This window comes from Anaerobacillus sp. 63XJN7_4_ISO-PGPR-S23-413, from assembly GCF_056173725.1.
Genome location: NZ_CM149688.1, coordinates 2,150,329 through 2,166,458, shown reverse-complemented (window position 1 = coordinate 2,166,458; position 16,130 = coordinate 2,150,329). Strand labels below are relative to the sequence as shown.

Genomic DNA, 16,130 nt, shown 5'->3' with positions numbered 1-16,130 from the left:
AGGTTGTTGGGTCAACCTGTTCTTTAATTAAATTAATTCTGTGTAGAAACGACAGCGATCTCCTCTTACGATAGAATGACAGAATTCCACGGGTTTTCCTGATCGATCATAGGCTGTTCTTTCTAACAACAATGCGGGGTAACCTTCTTTTACCTGGAGATATTCACTTTCATAATCTCTTATGAGGACAGGTTCAAACACCTCTTTTGCTTTTGTAACGATAATACCAAAATCACTTTCCATTACATCATATAAGGAGGTATTCATCACATGCTCCTGCTTAATACCGGGTATGAGGTATTGCGGTATATATGATGTTTCAAGAATAACAGGCTCGTCATTTGCGCAGCGTAACCTCTTTAATTCGATTAGAGTATCTTCTTCATCAACCATTAACTTACTTGCGACTCGTGGTGAAGCAGTCGTTTCATTCATATGCAAAATAATATCTGTTGGTGCCATGCCCATTTCTTTCATCACTTTACTAAAGCTATAAAAGCCCATTAGTGGTTGCTCGAGCTTCGGCTGCGAAACAAAAGTCCCCTTCCCTTGAATTCGATTCAAGACGCCAATTTGGACGAGGTCTTCAATCGCTTTTTTAGCTGTGTTTCGGCTTATATTATAGTCAGCTCTCAACTCGTTTTCAGATGGAATTTTATCGCCAGGAGCCCAGTCACCTCGTTCAATATTCTCCTTTAATATCTCCTTTAATTGGTGATAGAGAGGAATAACACTATGCTGATCTAATTCTCTTTTCATAATATCCCCCATTTCTTTTGTGTATAGTTGTATCTACCTCATTCATTTTGTACCTTAATATTCATTGTGGTTTCAAAGTGAATTTTTCTTTATTCTATCATATTAATCAAGTAAGAGAGTAAAGTCGAGCTTCGACTTTACTCTCTTTAGTAATTGTTTTCATATACAGGTTCGTCAGTCAGTTTCAATGAACTCTGAACGAATCGAGAAACCTTTTCTCATTAGCTTTCTAGCATAAGTTAAATGAAGCATCATTGCTTCTGAAGCCCCACTTGGATCTTCACAAAGTATCATTTCCATAATTAACTCATGTTGTTGATTTGTGTCTTGAATGCGTTCCAGGTCTGTTGCGATTAAGCAATGGTAATGATCCATTGACTTGCTTATCTTTGCAGATAGTGATTGGAACAACTCTAGTAAAATAGGGTTGCCCGAAGCTTTTGCAACGTCCAAGTGAAATTGAGAGTCTTGAATGCTCTTATCCCTATAACGCTCACTTCGTTCTAGAAGTTCGAGCGTATGACTCATTGTTAGGAGGTCTTGCTCTGTTCGATTAACCGCTGCCAGTTTGACCAACGTTGTTTCTAACATTACAAGTGTTTGGAATAATGATTCCAAATTCTCATGTTGAGGCATCGGCATATATTGGAAATACCGTTTCGGTGTATAGCCTGTAACAATAGCTCCTTCTTCTGCCAATAAATCAATAACACCTCTTCCACTCAGCGTTTTTAATGCAGCTAATATAGTGGACCGTGAAACACCAAAAAACTGCGAGAGTTCCAAAACGGAGGGGATTTTATCTCCTTTATCATATTTCCTTTCTTTCAATAAACCTAATAGTTGTTTCTCAACTTTTTGGGATAATTCTTCTGAAGAAATGCGTCTAAGTTTCATTGTAAAACCCCCTATACGTAATAGCACAGTAGACGAGGTGGGTTGAAAGCATATCTGTATTATTATGTAAGTCAAAGCAAAAGCAGCCTGTGGGCTACTTTTGCAACATAAATTACTTATTTGAATAAACTTTTGCTTTCGCTTCTTTTCGTCGACTATGAAGTATTGGTTCAGTATAACCAGAAGGTTGATTAAAGCCTTTAAAGACAAGGTCACATGCAGCCTGAAACGCAATCGACTTTTCAAAGTTATCAGCCATTGCATGATAAGTCGGGTCACCTGCGTTCTGCTTATCAACTACTTTTGCCATTCGTTTCATTGTTTCTAGAACCTGTTCCTTGGAACAAATTCCGTGATGAAGCCAGTTGGCCATATGCTGACTAGAAATTCGAAGCGTTGCTCGGTCTTCCATAAGTTCAATATTATGGATATCTGGCACTTTAGAACAGCCTACACCATATTCGATCCATCGAACCACGTATCCTAGGATACCTTGAGCATTATTATCGAGTTCTTTCTCAATTTCTTTGTCGCTCCACTTCTTCTCTCTATTAACTGGAATTTCTAAAAGATCATTTAAATAATTTGCTGTCCTTTTCTCTAGTTCATATTGAATTTCCCTTACATTTGTTTGATGGTAATGTAAGGCGTGAAGGGTTGCAGCTGTTGGAGAGGGTACCCAAGCTGTACTCGCACCAGCTTGAAGCTGTGCACCTTTTTGTGCAATCATTTCACCCATAAGATCTGGCATAGCCCACATGCCTTTTCCAATCTGTGCGACTCCTCTGAAACCTGTGTTTAAACCATGAGCCACATTTGCTTTTTCATAACTTTGAAGCCAGGTCGCGTTTTTCATTTGGCCTTTCGGTATAACAGCTCCAGCTTCCATCGACGTATGGATCTCATCACCCGTTCGATCAAGGAAGCCGGTGTTAATAAATACGACGCGTTCCTTTACTTCGTTTATACAGTTTTTGAGGTTAAGGGTAGTACGTCGTTCTTCATCCATCACGCCAATTTTGATTGTATAACGCTCTAATTCAAGTAAATCTTCTGTTCGATTGAATAGTTCATTAGCAAATGCAACTTCCTTTGATCCGTGCATTTTAGGCTTTACAATATAGATGGATCCTTTGGAAGAGTTTTGGTATCGACCATTTCTATTCAGATCGTGCTTTGCGATTAATCCTGTAATCACGGCATCGATAATTCCTTCAGGTACTTCATTTCCTGATTGATCAAGAACCGCGTCCGTTGTCATTAAATGTCCAACATTTCGAGCAAACATCAAGGATCGACCAGGAAGAGAAAGTATCTTTCCATCAGGTGATGTATACTCGCGATCAGGATTCAACGATCGAACGATCTTCTTAGAACCTTTAGAAAAAGATGATTGTAAATCACCTTTCATTAAGCCAAGAAAATTCCGATAGACGAGGACTTTGTCTTCTGCATCAACAGCTGCAACAGAGTCTTCAAAGTCCATTATCGTTGTAATAGCAGATTCAACAAACACATCTTTAATTCCTGCTTCATCTGTTTTACCTATTGGATGAGAACGATCAATTTGAATTTCAAGGTGGATTTGATTGTTTTTCAATAAAATGACTTCAGGGTTTTCTTCACTACCTAGATATCCTACAAATTGTTCTCTATTAATTAAAGCGCTTTCATCGTTGTCAGTAAAGTGTACCTTAAGCATCCCTTGCTGTATAGTAAATCGTTTAATGTCTGAGTAACTTCTTTCCTTTAATGGCACGACCGAATCTAGGAAATGCTTTGCATAAGTTATCACTTTTTCACCACGGATTGGGTTATATTCCGTACTTTTAGATGCTCCTTTGTCTTCTGAAATAACGTCAGTTCCATACAATGCATCATAGAGACTCCCCCACCTTGCATTCGCTGCATTAATCGCATACCGAGCGTTATTGACTGGGACAACTAGCTGAGGACCAGCTTGAATGGCAATTTCCTCATCTACTGATTGAGTGCTAATTTTAACATCCTTTATTTCTTCTTCAAGATATTCGATATCCTTAAGAAACGTTTTATAGCTTTCTAGGTCACTAGCTCGTTTGTTCAGGTGATAAGCATTGATTTTTTGTTGTAGGTCTTCTCGAACTTGTAGAAGCTGTTTATTGATAGGTGACAGTTCAGTGATCATGTCACCAAGGCCACTCCAAAACTGTCTAGAAGAAGTGCCAGTTCCAGGAATAACATCTTCATTAATAAATTCATAGAGTTCCGTTGCAACATGCAAAGTACCAATTGACTTATAATTTTCCATTACCTGTCCCCCTCATAAGCTTGACAGAACCTTATATGGTGCTGTTCATTCGTTATATCTTATCTTATAATAAAGTAAGCTATTTATATAATACATATATCGCATATTAGGTATGCTTTCAGGTTATAATTCAGAATTTTCGAAATTCGCATTGGCTATATATATGATTCTCTACTTTGGCTCTTTCAAATAGCATCGTTTTGATCGATCAGAAATAAGCCAATAAAACAGCGTTCACTAACATAGCCTTTGAAAAAATCTCTGTGTGGAGGTATTTTGATGGAAATTCGTCACTTGGAATATTTTTCTGAAGTCGCTAGACAATTAAGTTTCACAAAAGCTGCTACTAGTCTTCACGTGTCCCAACCTTCTATTAGTAAAGCCATTAAAAATATGGAAGCAGAACTTGGAGTGCCGCTCTTCTATCGTTCAAAGCAATTGGAATTAACCGATGCGGGTCACGCTGTCCTTATTAATGCGCATCACGTACTAAGTGCTTTTCGTAATCTAACAACAGAATTAACCGACCTCACAGAGCTTAAAAAGGGTGAAATTAAAATAGGTATTCCTCCTATTATCGGGGCTGCGTTTTTTTCAAAGTTAATTAGTCAGTTTAAGGCGAAATATCCTTTTGTTGAAATTCTATTAACGGAAGTAGGATCAAAATCGATAAAGCAAGGGATTGAGGATGGCTCACTCGATATTGGCCTAATTTGCAATACCCCATTAAAAAACAGTTCTTTGGAAACGGTTCAAGTTATTTCTGATCCATTGATGGTAGTTGTTCACAATGAACATCATTTAACGGAATCGACTGAAATCGATATAACGGATCTTGCATCAGAGCCATTTATTTTATTTCGTGATGATTTTTCGTTACATGATCGAATTGTAGAAGAATGCTCGAAACAGGGGTTTCATCCGAATGTCGTTTGCCACAGTTCGCAGAAAGATTTTATGATCGAGATGGTAGAAGCAAAGCTTGGCCTTGCCCTTCTACCTAGTAAAATCGCTCTTTCAATTCCAAACGATTCCATTACGTCAATTAGGCTTCGTCACTCAAATCTTCGCCTCGAACTTGGGCTGATTTGGAAAAAGAATAAATACTTGCCTTATGCGGTCAAAGAGTTTATTAACCTCGCAGATTCAATTGAAGTGAGTTGAATCCTTCAGAGCAGGTGTTTTAATTTAGGAAATGCTTCTATGATTCTACAAATTGAAAAGAGCTGATGAAGGACTTCTTCATCAGCTCTTTTCTTATTCTTCTATAATCTCCCAATCATGCTCGAAAGCAACACAGCCCTTGAGCGTTTGTGCAACAGGACAACCACGCTCAAATACATGAAGTGCCCTTTCTGCAGCTTCTCTTTTCCCTTCTGGTATGATTAATTTATAATGACATTTTATTTTAGTGATTTTGAGGACACCCTCAGGCGCTTCGATCAATCCTTTGAATTGACCAGATAGTTTGTTTGGAAAACTAGGTATTTGGCGCGCCTCCAGCGCACCGGACAATGTCCCTGTTAGTCAGCCGCCTGCAGCAGCAACGATGTGATCAAGGGTTGACGGTTGTTCCACCTCAGGTGACTCTTGATAAAAATCTTTCACCCCACCATGCATGCCGTAGTGAATCGGTTCTTTGAAATCCGCAATATATGCGCGACGGCTTTTATCTTTATCTTGCTCAATACGAATGTTTGATATTTCGATTGGTTTGTCCATCGTTTGAACTCCTTTCGGTTATTAATAAGCCCCTCTAATCATTTCATGCACTTCTTGTTGATAGAAGCTAGCAAGCTTCTGCATTTCTTCCCTGGAAAAGTTAGGAACCTCTGTAGCTTTGAGGTTTTGTTCTACTTGTTGAATGTTTTTAAAACCAGGGATAACACAAGAGACTTCTTTATGTTCAAGAATCCATTTTAGCGCAGCAGTCGTCATACTCTCTCGGTCGCGAGCAATCCAATTGATTTCATCGCTTAGCTCTACACCTTTTTCAAATTCAAGTCCCGCAAACGTTTCACCTACATTAAAGGCTTCTCCATTCCGATTAAAGTTTCGGTGATCATCATCTTCAAAGGAAGTGTTTTTCTTGAATTTCCCAGTTAATAAACCACTGGCCAGCGGCACCCGCGTAAGAATGCCAACGCCTTGTTCATAAGCTTTTGGAAAAAGTTCCTCTAAAGGCTTTTGCCTAAATATATTAAAAATAACCTGCAGAGTACTTACGCCAGGATACTTGAGACATAATAGTCCTTCCTCAACTGTTTCAACACTTACACCATAATAGCGTATTTTACCTTCGGCTTTCAATTTGTCCAATACCTCAAACACCTGACCTTCCTTAAGGATGTCGATTGGTGGACAATGAATTTGAAAAAGATCAATTTGATCTCGTTCCAAGCGCCTTAAGCTCGCTTCACAATAAGCACGAACACTTTGTTCTGAATAGTTGACAGAATCGTATATGTCTCCTGCACGACAAAATTTCGTTGCGATGTGAATTTTATCTTCCATCCCTTTTGTTGCTTTAGCAAGGAGTTCTTCACTATGTCCATCTCCATATACATCTGCTGTATCAAAAAAATTCACGCCAGCATGTATAGCATGTTGTAGAGAATCGAGCGCTTCTTTGTCATTTGTTTTCCCCCATGCTCCGCCAATTGCCCACGTTCCGAAACTAACTTCACTTACTTGCAAGTCTGTATGACCTAACTGTCGATATTTCATTCTTTCGCCTCCATTAACTCGAGTTGACATTACATGGTAATTTCCCTTTAAATCGTTGTTTAAACCGCTTTCATATTTGTTTTTGAATGTAACGTTCTCTAAATGAAGTTGCTCTATAGCTTGATCATTCAATGATTGGAACGAAATTGTTCAACCTTTCAAATCATCTCTACACCATACGTATGTCACTCTTCTCACTTCCAAAAAAAGACGGGGGCGGGCCCCGTCTCTCTGTTATTTTGTGATTTTTTTATAGTGACTTAGTGCATTTCTAACTTCCCCAAATTCAGATGCATGGGGTCGATCTTCTCCTACTGAATAGCCCTCATCAACCATGCGATTTCGATTAAGGCAAAGCTTAGTGAATGTAGGTTTAAAGAAATCAAATAGCTCAAAACGCTTCTCTAGTTGTGGGAACCTTGATTGATACGAAAGAATTGATTCCGCTAGTTTTTCCCAGAAATTCTGTTCTTCCATTAACTCACCGTTTACTAAAATGTTCGATAAATAACGGAGGTGACAGATGAATAAGCCTGTAAATATAAATTGGATCAGTCCCTCAGGTGGTTCACTCCGAAGCACATCTTTTAATTCCTCTGTAAGATAATTAAGCTCCTCGAATGGTTGATCACTAATATTGACATCATCTACGAAATCTTTAATTGCAAGGCGTGATGGTTTGGAATCTTTTAGAACAAGAATAGTGTTTTGGCCGTGAGGAGAAAAGACTGTTCCATATTGGTACAAATAATGGAGCAATGGCTTCATAGTGACATCAAAAAATTGCGTCATCCATTCTTCTGTAGACATTCCAGATTTCTCAATCAAGCTCTTTACATAGGGCTTCCCATCATGGTCTTCGTATAGAAGTGCTGCTAAAGTAATCGCCTGTTCACCGTCCTCGAGATAAGTATAGATACTTTCTCTAAAAATAACGCCAAGCATTTCTTTGTACTGATATGGGGCATTCTCCAATTGATTATAATAGGAATGATTCACATTAATACTCGCAATTTCACCTGGTAAAATCACTCTACATTCATCTTTTAAAAAGGAGTCTTTATCATAGATGCCTTTAATGAATTCAGTTATTTTCGGAGCAATAAGAGTACGTTCTGCGGGTAATCCTCTATATACAAGTGTATTTAGTATGCTCATCGGTAATTTTACATGATGCTTGTTTGGATTGGATTTGTTAACAAATGTCCGAATGGACTGTTGTGGGAGATAACGATCACTGGATTGACCAAGCGGTATGATCGTTTGGTTTGCAATCTCCTCTGCAAAATTCTGAACCAAAATGTTTTTCCACTGCCACTCATGGACAGGCATCATGAAGTATTGATTAGGATCATCAATCTTTTTTTCTAATATATTGTGGAATGTAGAACGATCCTGATCACTTAATTCATAGTTTACTAGTTTTTCGAAGGTAAATTTCTCAATAGATTGAAATGAGCTAATGTGTCGACTAACGCCAATCCATGAAAGTGTTACTTCGTTTTGGTGTTCAGGAGCATATGCTAAATAATCATCATACCCGAACCCAATTCTCCCTTTGTTATACGTGATCCAGGGATGTCCAGTCATGTAGCCTTCAAGATTAGCGTAGTCTTCAGTAATCAATTTGTCTGATGAAACTCGCTTATTTAACAGATGAGCATCTGCAATGAGAGTTTGACTAATTTCCTTTATTAAATGAGCTGTTGTTTCCGATGACATGCCTATTAAGGGTTTGATATCAAGGAGGAAGCCAACGGCACTCCCTTCTACCTCATTCCCATTATCTAGTATGCGAATGGATTTGCAGTCAACATCATAGCTATCAAATTGGCGGGGAATCGCATGGAATGAGTATGATTTCTTGTCTGAAACTCGAAGTTCATAGATGGTATAGCTATCTTTCTCTTGAACGAGTTGAGGTGAGATCATATCTTCGTACATAAATTCTGAAATCATTTTTGCTAAGAGTTTTGTATTAACAAGTGTCCAGTTTTGTTTAGTAAGAACAGTATCTAGTTCGTTTTGAGAATACATACGTTCACCACTTTCCTTCTAGTTTGTTGTAAGAGCAGGTTGTTTGGCGATTCCAAAAGATTGAAAGACGTTATGTGACTGCACTGGGTATTTTTCTCTATTGGAGATTTGATTGATGATGACAGCATTACGGTGTGCTCCGAGACCAAGGTCGGGCGCACCAACTCCGTGAGTGTGTAGCTCTCCGTTTTGAATGAATATATTGTTCTGATTGGAATCTTTCGTCATTAAGCGGTAATCTTTCGTAATCGTCGGGCGGCCATTCTCGTCCCTAAGTAAAAAAGATTCGGGTAAGAAACTTGGAACGGTCTGTTTATATCCAGTACCAAGCACTATGATTTCAGATTCGAAATCAAATGGTTCATTTGTAATCGTGTGGCGTCCCTTGCCAAAACACACCTCCCCTTTCATCTCTAGTTGATTTACCTCACTCATAGCCTGTAAGTGTAAGGGGGAGCGTTGATTACCAATAGATCGTTCATATAATACGTCATAGATTTCTGAAATCGTTTCTGCACTAATCCCTTTGTAAAGTAAGTCTTGTTTTTCAATCACTTTGTCTTTTTTTTCTTGCGGAAGATCGTAAAAGAATTCGGTGTAATCTGGTGAAAAATATTCAAGTCCTAGTTTGGAGTACTCCATTGGGAAAAAACCGTTTGATCTTGTGTACCAGCTAAGATGGTAGTCATGATGCTCCTGTTCTTTTGCTAGATCTAAAAAAATCTCAGCTGCACTTTGGCCTGATCCAATGACTGAAATGGATTTTCCTTGTAAAGCCTTTGGTTTCTTCTCCATGAACTCTGATGAATGAAAGACGGTTTCTCCAAGCGCAGGTTTAAAATGTTCTGGTACTGCAGGTACTGAGCCTATTCCCATGACCAGATGCCTGGCCAAGAACGTGTCGGTTTCTAGCGTTTTCACATCCTGGACGTGAACAGCATAAATAAATTCTTCCTCGGATGCTTCATATGATGAAACTTCAGTGACTTCATATCCAAATCGGCATGAATTTAGCTGATCACTCACCCATTTACAGTAGTGATTGTATTCCTTTCTCGGAATATGAAACTTTTCTAAAAAATAAAAGTGATACATACGACCATGAACCTGCAGGTAGTTAAGAAAACTATATTTGTTTTTAACGTCAGCCATGCTTACAAGATCCGCGAAAAATGGCACCTGCAATGTGGTTCCTTCGATGAGCATACCTGGATGCCAATCAAATTCTTTTTTACGGTCAAATAGAAGAATATCCAAATCGTCCATTTCATCTGTTAAAGCAGCTAGACCTAAATTAAATGGTCCAATACCGATACCAATTGCATCGTAGACGTATTCAGGCATTTCCCCACTTCCTTTCAAACTGCTTCCGCTCACAAATCATTAATAAGCCTGTTTTATCCGGTAGAATAATCGGTTTTTGTGGAGTGAAACCACATTTTTCAAACACATGAATCATTTTTTTGTTTTGTATATCTGGTTCTGCAATGATTCTTTCTGTTCTTGTTTCTCTTAATTGCAAAGAAACCATTGCACGTAGAAGGGGAAGGGAAAACCCCCGACCAAGGTAGTCAGTATTACCAATCAAAAGGTGAATGCCTTGATCGTAAGGTTTGTTTTCATAAAATCCTTCTATTATATCTTCCTTTACCCAATAAGCTTCCCAGTAGCTAATGGGCACTTCATTGATAAAACCTAGGTACAGCGTCTGATGTTTCTCTTTTAGTGCCTTTTGTAAATGATTTCGAAATGAGTTAATCGGTATATTTAATTGCCAGAATGGATGCACATGCTCTTTGTTCATCCAAGAGTGAATCATTTCGATATCGCGTTCGAAGCTCACCTTAGTAAAAGAGATCGTTTTCTGTAATTCTTGATCGAATACATTAAAGTCCATTGCCATGTCTAACTGTAACCTCCTGAGCGATCGGATTTCGGACCATCGTATACACTGATTGTGTAGCCATTGATCCAATAAGCTCATCCATATCATAGAGGCGAGTTAAGAGATTCGCTTTACAAGGAAGAACAGGATCCTCAAGTAAACTTTTAATGAGAGGTGATAGCTGTATGGCTAAATACTGAGAGAGGCGTTCTCTCAGTATGGTCACAAGGTGTTTTTCTTCAATTAATCCGTTTACACCAAATGCGTTGATTAATCCGAATAAGTTGTTAAAAAAGAAATAATAGCGAAAACGTTCATTTGCTACGTCATCGGAACAGATTGTATCGCTCTTCTTATTCAAATTAGGCATGAGCATTGCTAGTTCTTCAGACTTGGACTCACTGAAATAATATCCTTGATTGTCTCGATAATAGAATGTAGATGGATACCCTTCCTTAAGCTTAACAACAGCATTCTGCTGGTGTGCTTCAAGTGCAATGCCATAATGTTGATGAAGCCATAGCATCGGATCAAGTGATATGTCCAGATAACGATCAAACCATTCTACACTGACTTCTTCTATGGCACGTCCCTCTCTTCTAGCAATAGCAGTAATGATGGAATAAATACGTGACTTGCCACCATAAGCATGATCCTGACATAGTGCTGCTACGAGGCTTGTATTTTCGCTCTTTTCGTAGAAAGGATTCTCTCTAATCATCACGGCGAATTCAGATTCAAGATTAGGTATGTTGATATTGAGATAAGCTGGATCCTGGATAATTTTAAAGTCAGGATAATTATTTGCTAATTTTTCACCTAATTGTGTTTGTAAGAGTCTAGAAACCTCTACGCCACGATCTAGCTCTTTCTGTTGATTTAGTCGTAGTGAATTTGTGATTTTTACCGGAACTGAAAATTTAAACATGAATCTAGATAAAGAGCTGTACACAGTTCTAAAGGAAGATGTTGCTGTATACATGCGCCCTACTGGTCCTAGATAATCAAGCGATCCTTTTTGAATGTGTTCAAGCACTTCTTCTTTTTTTAGAAGAGAGTTTACTTGAAGAGGGTGCATTGGCACTAGAACACGCTCCTTAAATTGATGGAGCCATTCTGGATCTACTTCTCCACTTTTTAACTCTTCTTTAATAAGCTCGCTTGCTTGTAGCTGCAAACTGGAATCTTCATTGATCAATGAAGGGTGAACACTAAAATAGTGAAGCTGAAATTCACCTTTCAGTTCTGGAGAAAACAATTCATCCTCCTCGTGTGTTAAACCTTGTTTGCTTTTCGGCGTCGGGTGCATTAAGTGACCAAAAAGTAAAGACTGTTCTGCTTCAATGTAATCAAAATCTTCATCCTTTAATTTTCCTCTGTCTTCGAATCGCTTTCCAATGTAAGTTGTCATGCTTTGACAGCTCAACATCACTCGCAGAACCAATTCATCTTCTGCATCCGTTCGGTTTTGGTCAATTAGTAGTTCCTTTACAATCAGTGTTGTTAATGTCACATAGTCAAGAGTATGAAAAGTACCATTTAATGACCGGTAATATAATGGGAACTGAAAAATATGCCGCTCTGTTAAGGACCAATAAGAAACGGGGAAGATCATCTCTATGCCCTGATTTTCTAGTAGGCAGGAAATGAATTTCTGAGATAAGGTTGTAGATAAATCTTCAGGTTTTGGTATTTCTGAGTAGTTTCCTGTTTCACGTAAATAACAATTCAGAAAGCTTTGCATAGTCGCCTGTTCTGCGATCTTTTTAGCGCTGATCACGTGTGTTCCCTCCACTTCCTTCCGAGTGTACGAATGTCATCCACGATCTCTTGGATGTGCTTCATTTTGGTTCTAGGGTTTAGTATGGTGAACTTCAAAAAGGTTTGGCCATTAACAGAAGTCTTGGCTATGGCCGCTCTGCCCTCATACAACAATTCTTGCTGTATTTTACGATTTAATTTGCATCGATCAGTACTGAAATCTTGAGGTTCATAACGAAAGATAACAGTGTTGAGTTCTGGAGAAAGGTTTTCAACTTTTATATCATCCTGACATGAAAGGTATTCCGCAGTTGCTTGAGCAAGGATAAAAGTATAATCAATCATTTCTCCGAACAGGTTTGTACCTATCGTTTTTAATGAAAGAAAGAGCTTAAAGGCGTCAAATCTTCTGGAAGTTAAAATCGATTTGTTCACCAGGTTAGGAATCCCCGCTTCAACATCTTCTAGTGGATTTAAATAATCAGCATGGTGATTTAAAAACCGGAACGATTCTTTGTTCTTCACTAGGAAAGCCGCACATGAAATGGGCTGATAAAAAAGCTTATGAAAATCGACTGTGAGCGAATCGGCATAACAAATCCCATTTAACTTTGACTTATGAGATTCGGAAAGAATAAGTGCACCTCCAAAAGCTGCATCCACATGGAACCATAAATCTTCCTCATGAGCGATTGCGGCTAATTCATCTATCGGATCTATGCTTCCGAAATCAGTGGTGCCACAAGTCCCAACGAGTGCAAAAGGAACAAGGTGTTGAGCTTTTAATTCAGCTAATTGGTACTGTAAATGCGATACCGACATTCTGTGATGTTTGTCTGTTTTAACTTTTATTACTGCTTTTTCTCCCAATCCAAGCTGTACAGCTGATTTCTGTACAGTAAAATGAGCCTCCTCTGAGCAAATAATCCTTAATTTATGAAACTCTTCTGGTAATCCATCTTTCTGAACATTTTGCCCCCATAAGCTTAAACAACATGCATCTCTAGCTAGAAGAAGACCAGTGTAGTTCGATTGTGTCCCTCCACTTGTAAATGTGCCGTCAGCATTTGATGAATAACCAAATTGACCTGCGAGCCACTTAATCATTCCCTCTTCAAGGTACGTAGCAGAAGGACTTTGATCCCATGAATCAAGTGATTGATTGAACACACTTATTGCGAGTTCAGCAGCTATGGCAGGTATAAGCGGTGGGCATTGCAAATGAGCTAGGCTTTTTTCATGAGAAATTTGCAGGTTATTTTTGAATAGAGGAGCCTTAAGCTCGTTTAGTAATGCAGTAAAATCTTGATTTGAGCTATGAAAATCGAAAAGTTCTTCAACTTCCTTTTCAATCGTTTGTGGCTCCTTTCTGGTGAACGGCTCATTTTCTTTACGAAAAGTCTCGCAAATTATGTTCGTCATTTCGTGCATTTGTGCCCGGAAAGCTTCTTGCCCTTTCTCACTGTTGTGAAGGAAAAGGGAATCATACATTTTCTCTTTTGAAATATCAGGAGGATTCTTTTCAACTGCATTTATCATAAACTTTTAACAGCAGCGTTAACTGCTTCCTCAAAAATGCTGAGTACTTCTAAAACTTGTTCATTCGTTATTATCAGTGGCGGGAGGAACCTTACTACACTTCCGTTACGACCTCCAACTTCTAAAATCAATCCTCTGTCAAAGCATTCTTTCTGAATCCTGCTAGCTAACGCAGGTTGAGAAGGATAGCTTCCTGATGAAGACTGGGGCTGTGTAGGATCTACTATTTCAACACCGATCATTAGCCCTCTTCCCCTTACGTCTCCAATTTCACGGAAATTCACCTGGAGCTTTTGTAAGGCAGAAAGCATTTTTTCTCCCATCGTTGCTGCATGAATATCAAGTCTCTGTTCTTTAATAAATTTCAATAAGGCTGTTCCGGCTGCCATTGCCATTTGATTTCCTCTGAATGTACCAATGTGAGCACCAGGCTCCCACTTATCGAGTTCACGATCGTAAATAACAACCGAAAGTGGGAGACTGCCGCCAATTGCTTTAGAAAGGACAATGACATCTGGTACGATCCCTGCATGTTCGAATGCGAACATTTTTCCTGTTCGTCCTATTCCCGTTTGGATTTCATCAATAATAAGAGGAATACCTCGCTCGCTTGTTATTCTTCTCATTTCCTGTAGCCATTCGATTGGTGCAGGTACGGAACCACCTTCGCCTTGAACAACTTCTAGAATCATAGCGGCCGGGGGTAAAATGCCGCTCTCCGGATCATCTAATAGATTTTCAATATAAGTACTAGAAATTTTGTGTCCTTTGCTTTCCTTCATACCAAATGGACAACGATACGAATACGGGTATGGCATGAAATGAGTATCTGGCATTAAACCTTGGACGTTTTTTTTGGGACCGAGATTACCACTAATCGCCATTGTTCCATGTGTTGAACCGTGGTATCCTCCTTGAAACGTAAGGATACTACTTCTCCCTGTCGCAGTTTTCACTAATTTTAAGGCGGCTTCTATCGCATCGCCTCCTGTTGGTCCACAAAATTGTATTTTGGCACGCTCTGCGAAATCTCCGGGTAAATTTGAAAATATTTCATTCACGAACTCTTCTTTTATTGGTGTTGTAATATCTAACGTATGTAAAGGCCTTTTATCATGAAGGACTTTCTGCATGGCTTCTATAGTAACGGGATGGTTATGACCAAGAGCTAAAGTACCAGCACCAGCTAAGCAATCATAATATCGCTTTCCTTCCATGTCAGTAACAAAAATCCCTTCTGCCTCATTAATGGCAATTGGTATTCTTCTTGGATAAGATCTTGCATTGGACTCTCTTTTCATTTGTTGGTCGAGTAGTGTTTGATTTGTATTTAATTCTTGAATCATCATGTTGAGAACTCCTTTACTAATTGATAATGATTTTCATTATCTTACACTATTCATGATAAGTGAGAATGATTATCATAGTCAATGATACTTGAGAACCATTCTCACTTAAAAATAAAGTCGGTTTTCTAGGTAGATCGATTGGTTTTAATCCCTAATAATGGAAAGCGGATTGTGGGAGTCCCACCTTCTTTGGTGGTCTAAATTAGACGATCGACTTTGGTCACAATGCAAATCAAACGAATAGGATAAAAGTATGAAAAGGAGCGTGTTTAGTATTGGAGGTGTACGGAGAATTCCTCATTCTTTCGGGAGCGTGGATCCAGACGATAGGTGCAGCTATTGCCTCTATTGGGAATACAATTGTTGCAGCAAATGAAGCTGACTCACTTATGGAGGATATCGGAGGAGACCTTTATGTAATTGGGAATGGCGTCGAAGCAACGGGGAACTCTCTTCAAGCTATCGGAAGAAGCAGCTTGACTTCTAATGAGAATGAAACGTTTGGAACGCTCGGAGCATGGTTACAGTCTGCTGGTAATATTGCAAATGTTCTTGGTGGATCAGGAATTGTAACGGGGACTGATGAAGAAGCGCTGAATATTGACATTATGGGAGATATTATTCAATCAGCTGGAGCTGCTTTCGAAGCAAAAAGCTCGAGTATAAGTGAAGCCTTCTATGCAGAGCTCATCACAACCGGGCAAACGATTCAATCGTTTGCCATTGCTATTGAAGCTATTGGGCTTCTGTATGTGAAGAATGGAAATAAGAAGATGGGACAACAGATTCTTGCCATTGGAAGTTATGGTCAAACTGCAGGGGCAGCCATTGCAGCCATTGGTTTCACAAAAGAGTATTATGAACATTGAGCGATCTGTTAAATGAG

The 16,130-nt window shown here is 39.0% G+C and carries 14 protein-coding genes; 2 read left to right on the top strand and 12 right to left on the bottom strand.

The features are described from left to right. Window positions 1–27: 27 nt before the first annotated feature. The 3 genes from AC0VYO_RS11570 to AC0VYO_RS11560 all read right to left on the bottom strand — a co-directional run bounded on the left by AC0VYO_RS11570 (window position 28) and on the right by AC0VYO_RS11560 (window position 3,946). Window positions 28–759, bottom strand: a complete 732-nt coding sequence (locus AC0VYO_RS11570) for a GntR family transcriptional regulator (RefSeq protein WP_475365236.1) — start codon at window positions 757–759, stop codon at window positions 28–30. Between the two features lie 174 nt (window positions 760–933). After that, window positions 934–1,656 (bottom strand): FadR/GntR family transcriptional regulator, encoded by a 723-nt coding sequence (locus AC0VYO_RS11565; RefSeq protein ID WP_475365235.1) that lies wholly within the window; start codon window positions 1,654–1,656, stop codon window positions 934–936. A gap of 112 nt (window positions 1,657–1,768) precedes the next feature. Further along, window positions 1,769–3,946 carry a malate synthase G gene (locus AC0VYO_RS11560; protein WP_475365234.1) on the bottom strand — a complete coding sequence of 726 codons (2,178 nt, stop codon included), beginning with the start codon at window positions 3,944–3,946 and terminating at the stop codon, window positions 1,769–1,771. Between the two features lie 279 nt (window positions 3,947–4,225). On the opposite strand from AC0VYO_RS11560, the gene AC0VYO_RS11555 reads away from it, so the two are divergent. Continuing rightward, entirely contained in the window at window positions 4,226–5,110 is an 885-nt protein-coding gene (locus tag AC0VYO_RS11555; protein WP_475365233.1) for a LysR family transcriptional regulator, read from the top strand. 93 nt (window positions 5,111–5,203) lie between these two features. Here AC0VYO_RS11555 and AC0VYO_RS11550 read toward each other — a convergent pair whose 3' ends face one another. The 9 genes from AC0VYO_RS11550 to AC0VYO_RS11510 all read right to left on the bottom strand — a co-directional run bounded on the left by AC0VYO_RS11550 (window position 5,204) and on the right by AC0VYO_RS11510 (window position 15,244). Further along, window positions 5,204–5,461: an OsmC family protein gene (locus tag AC0VYO_RS11550; protein ID WP_475367561.1), complete on the bottom strand. Its 258-nt coding sequence runs from the start codon at window positions 5,459–5,461 to the stop codon at window positions 5,204–5,206. 12 nt (window positions 5,462–5,473) lie between these two features. Then, window positions 5,474–5,668 carry a hypothetical protein gene (locus AC0VYO_RS11545; protein WP_475367560.1) on the bottom strand — a complete coding sequence of 65 codons (195 nt, stop codon included), beginning with the start codon at window positions 5,666–5,668 and terminating at the stop codon, window positions 5,474–5,476. 21 nt (window positions 5,669–5,689) lie between these two features. Then, window positions 5,690–6,673, bottom strand: coding sequence for an aldo/keto reductase (locus tag AC0VYO_RS11540; protein ID WP_475367559.1), 984 nt, complete (start codon window positions 6,671–6,673; stop codon window positions 5,690–5,692). Window positions 6,674–6,907: 234 nt separating this feature from the next. Next, window positions 6,908–8,710, bottom strand: a complete 1,803-nt coding sequence (locus AC0VYO_RS11535) for an IucA/IucC family protein (protein WP_475367558.1) — start codon at window positions 8,708–8,710, stop codon at window positions 6,908–6,910. Window positions 8,711–8,728: 18 nt separating this feature from the next. Beyond that, a complete protein-coding gene (locus AC0VYO_RS11530) occupies window positions 8,729–10,054 on the bottom strand; it encodes a lysine N(6)-hydroxylase/L-ornithine N(5)-oxygenase family protein (RefSeq protein ID WP_475367557.1) in 1,326 nt (441 codons plus the stop codon). Continuing rightward, complete coding sequence (locus AC0VYO_RS11525; RefSeq protein WP_475367556.1) at window positions 10,047–10,613, bottom strand: GNAT family N-acetyltransferase; 567 nt, start codon at window positions 10,611–10,613, stop codon at window positions 10,047–10,049. The genes AC0VYO_RS11530 and AC0VYO_RS11525 overlap by 8 nt, the downstream gene beginning before the upstream one ends. Then, window positions 10,597–12,375 (bottom strand): IucA/IucC family protein, encoded by a 1,779-nt coding sequence (locus AC0VYO_RS11520; protein ID WP_475367555.1) that lies wholly within the window; start codon window positions 12,373–12,375, stop codon window positions 10,597–10,599. Before AC0VYO_RS11520 ends, AC0VYO_RS11525 begins: the two co-directional genes overlap by 17 nt. Continuing rightward, window positions 12,372–13,895, bottom strand: a complete 1,524-nt coding sequence (locus tag AC0VYO_RS11515; RefSeq protein WP_475367554.1) for a pyridoxal phosphate-dependent decarboxylase family protein — start codon at window positions 13,893–13,895, stop codon at window positions 12,372–12,374. The genes AC0VYO_RS11520 and AC0VYO_RS11515 overlap by 4 nt, the downstream gene beginning before the upstream one ends. Beyond that, window positions 13,892–15,244, bottom strand: a complete 1,353-nt coding sequence (locus AC0VYO_RS11510; RefSeq protein ID WP_475367553.1) for a diaminobutyrate--2-oxoglutarate transaminase — start codon at window positions 15,242–15,244, stop codon at window positions 13,892–13,894. Before AC0VYO_RS11510 ends, AC0VYO_RS11515 begins: the two co-directional genes overlap by 4 nt. 281 nt (window positions 15,245–15,525) lie before the next feature. Between AC0VYO_RS11510 and AC0VYO_RS11505 the strand changes: the two genes are divergently transcribed. Then, entirely contained in the window at window positions 15,526–16,113 is a 588-nt protein-coding gene (locus AC0VYO_RS11505) for a DUF6944 family repetitive protein (protein WP_430246583.1), read from the top strand. The last annotated feature ends 17 nt before the right edge of the window (window positions 16,114–16,130 follow it).

Bases quoted from the DNA above. Each gene is read 5' to 3' on its own strand.
- AC0VYO_RS11570 (WP_475365236.1), bottom strand. From the start codon at position 759: ATGAAAAGAGAATTAGATCAGCATAGTGTTATTCCTCTCTATCACCAA.
- AC0VYO_RS11565 (WP_475365235.1), bottom strand. From the start codon at position 1,656: ATGAAACTTAGACGCATTTCTTCAGAAGAATTATCCCAAAAAGTTGAG.
- AC0VYO_RS11560 (WP_475365234.1), bottom strand. From the start codon at position 3,946: ATGGAAAATTATAAGTCAATTGGTACTTTGCATGTTGCAACGGAACTC.
- AC0VYO_RS11555 (WP_475365233.1), top strand. From the start codon at position 4,226: ATGGAAATTCGTCACTTGGAATATTTTTCTGAAGTCGCTAGACAATTA.
- AC0VYO_RS11545 (WP_475367560.1), bottom strand. From the start codon at position 5,668: ATGGACAAACCAATCGAAATATCAAACATTCGTATTGAGCAAGATAAA.
- AC0VYO_RS11540 (WP_475367559.1), bottom strand. From the start codon at position 6,673: ATGAAATATCGACAGTTAGGTCATACAGACTTGCAAGTAAGTGAAGTT.
- AC0VYO_RS11535 (WP_475367558.1), bottom strand. From the start codon at position 8,710: ATGTATTCTCAAAACGAACTAGATACTGTTCTTACTAAACAAAACTGG.
- AC0VYO_RS11530 (WP_475367557.1), bottom strand. From the start codon at position 10,054: ATGCCTGAATACGTCTACGATGCAATTGGTATCGGTATTGGACCATTT.
- AC0VYO_RS11525 (WP_475367556.1), bottom strand. From the start codon at position 10,613: ATGGCAATGGACTTTAATGTATTCGATCAAGAATTACAGAAAACGATC.
- AC0VYO_RS11515 (WP_475367554.1), bottom strand. From the start codon at position 13,895: ATGATAAATGCAGTTGAAAAGAATCCTCCTGATATTTCAAAAGAGAAA.
- AC0VYO_RS11510 (WP_475367553.1), bottom strand. From the start codon at position 15,244: ATGATGATTCAAGAATTAAATACAAATCAAACACTACTCGACCAACAA.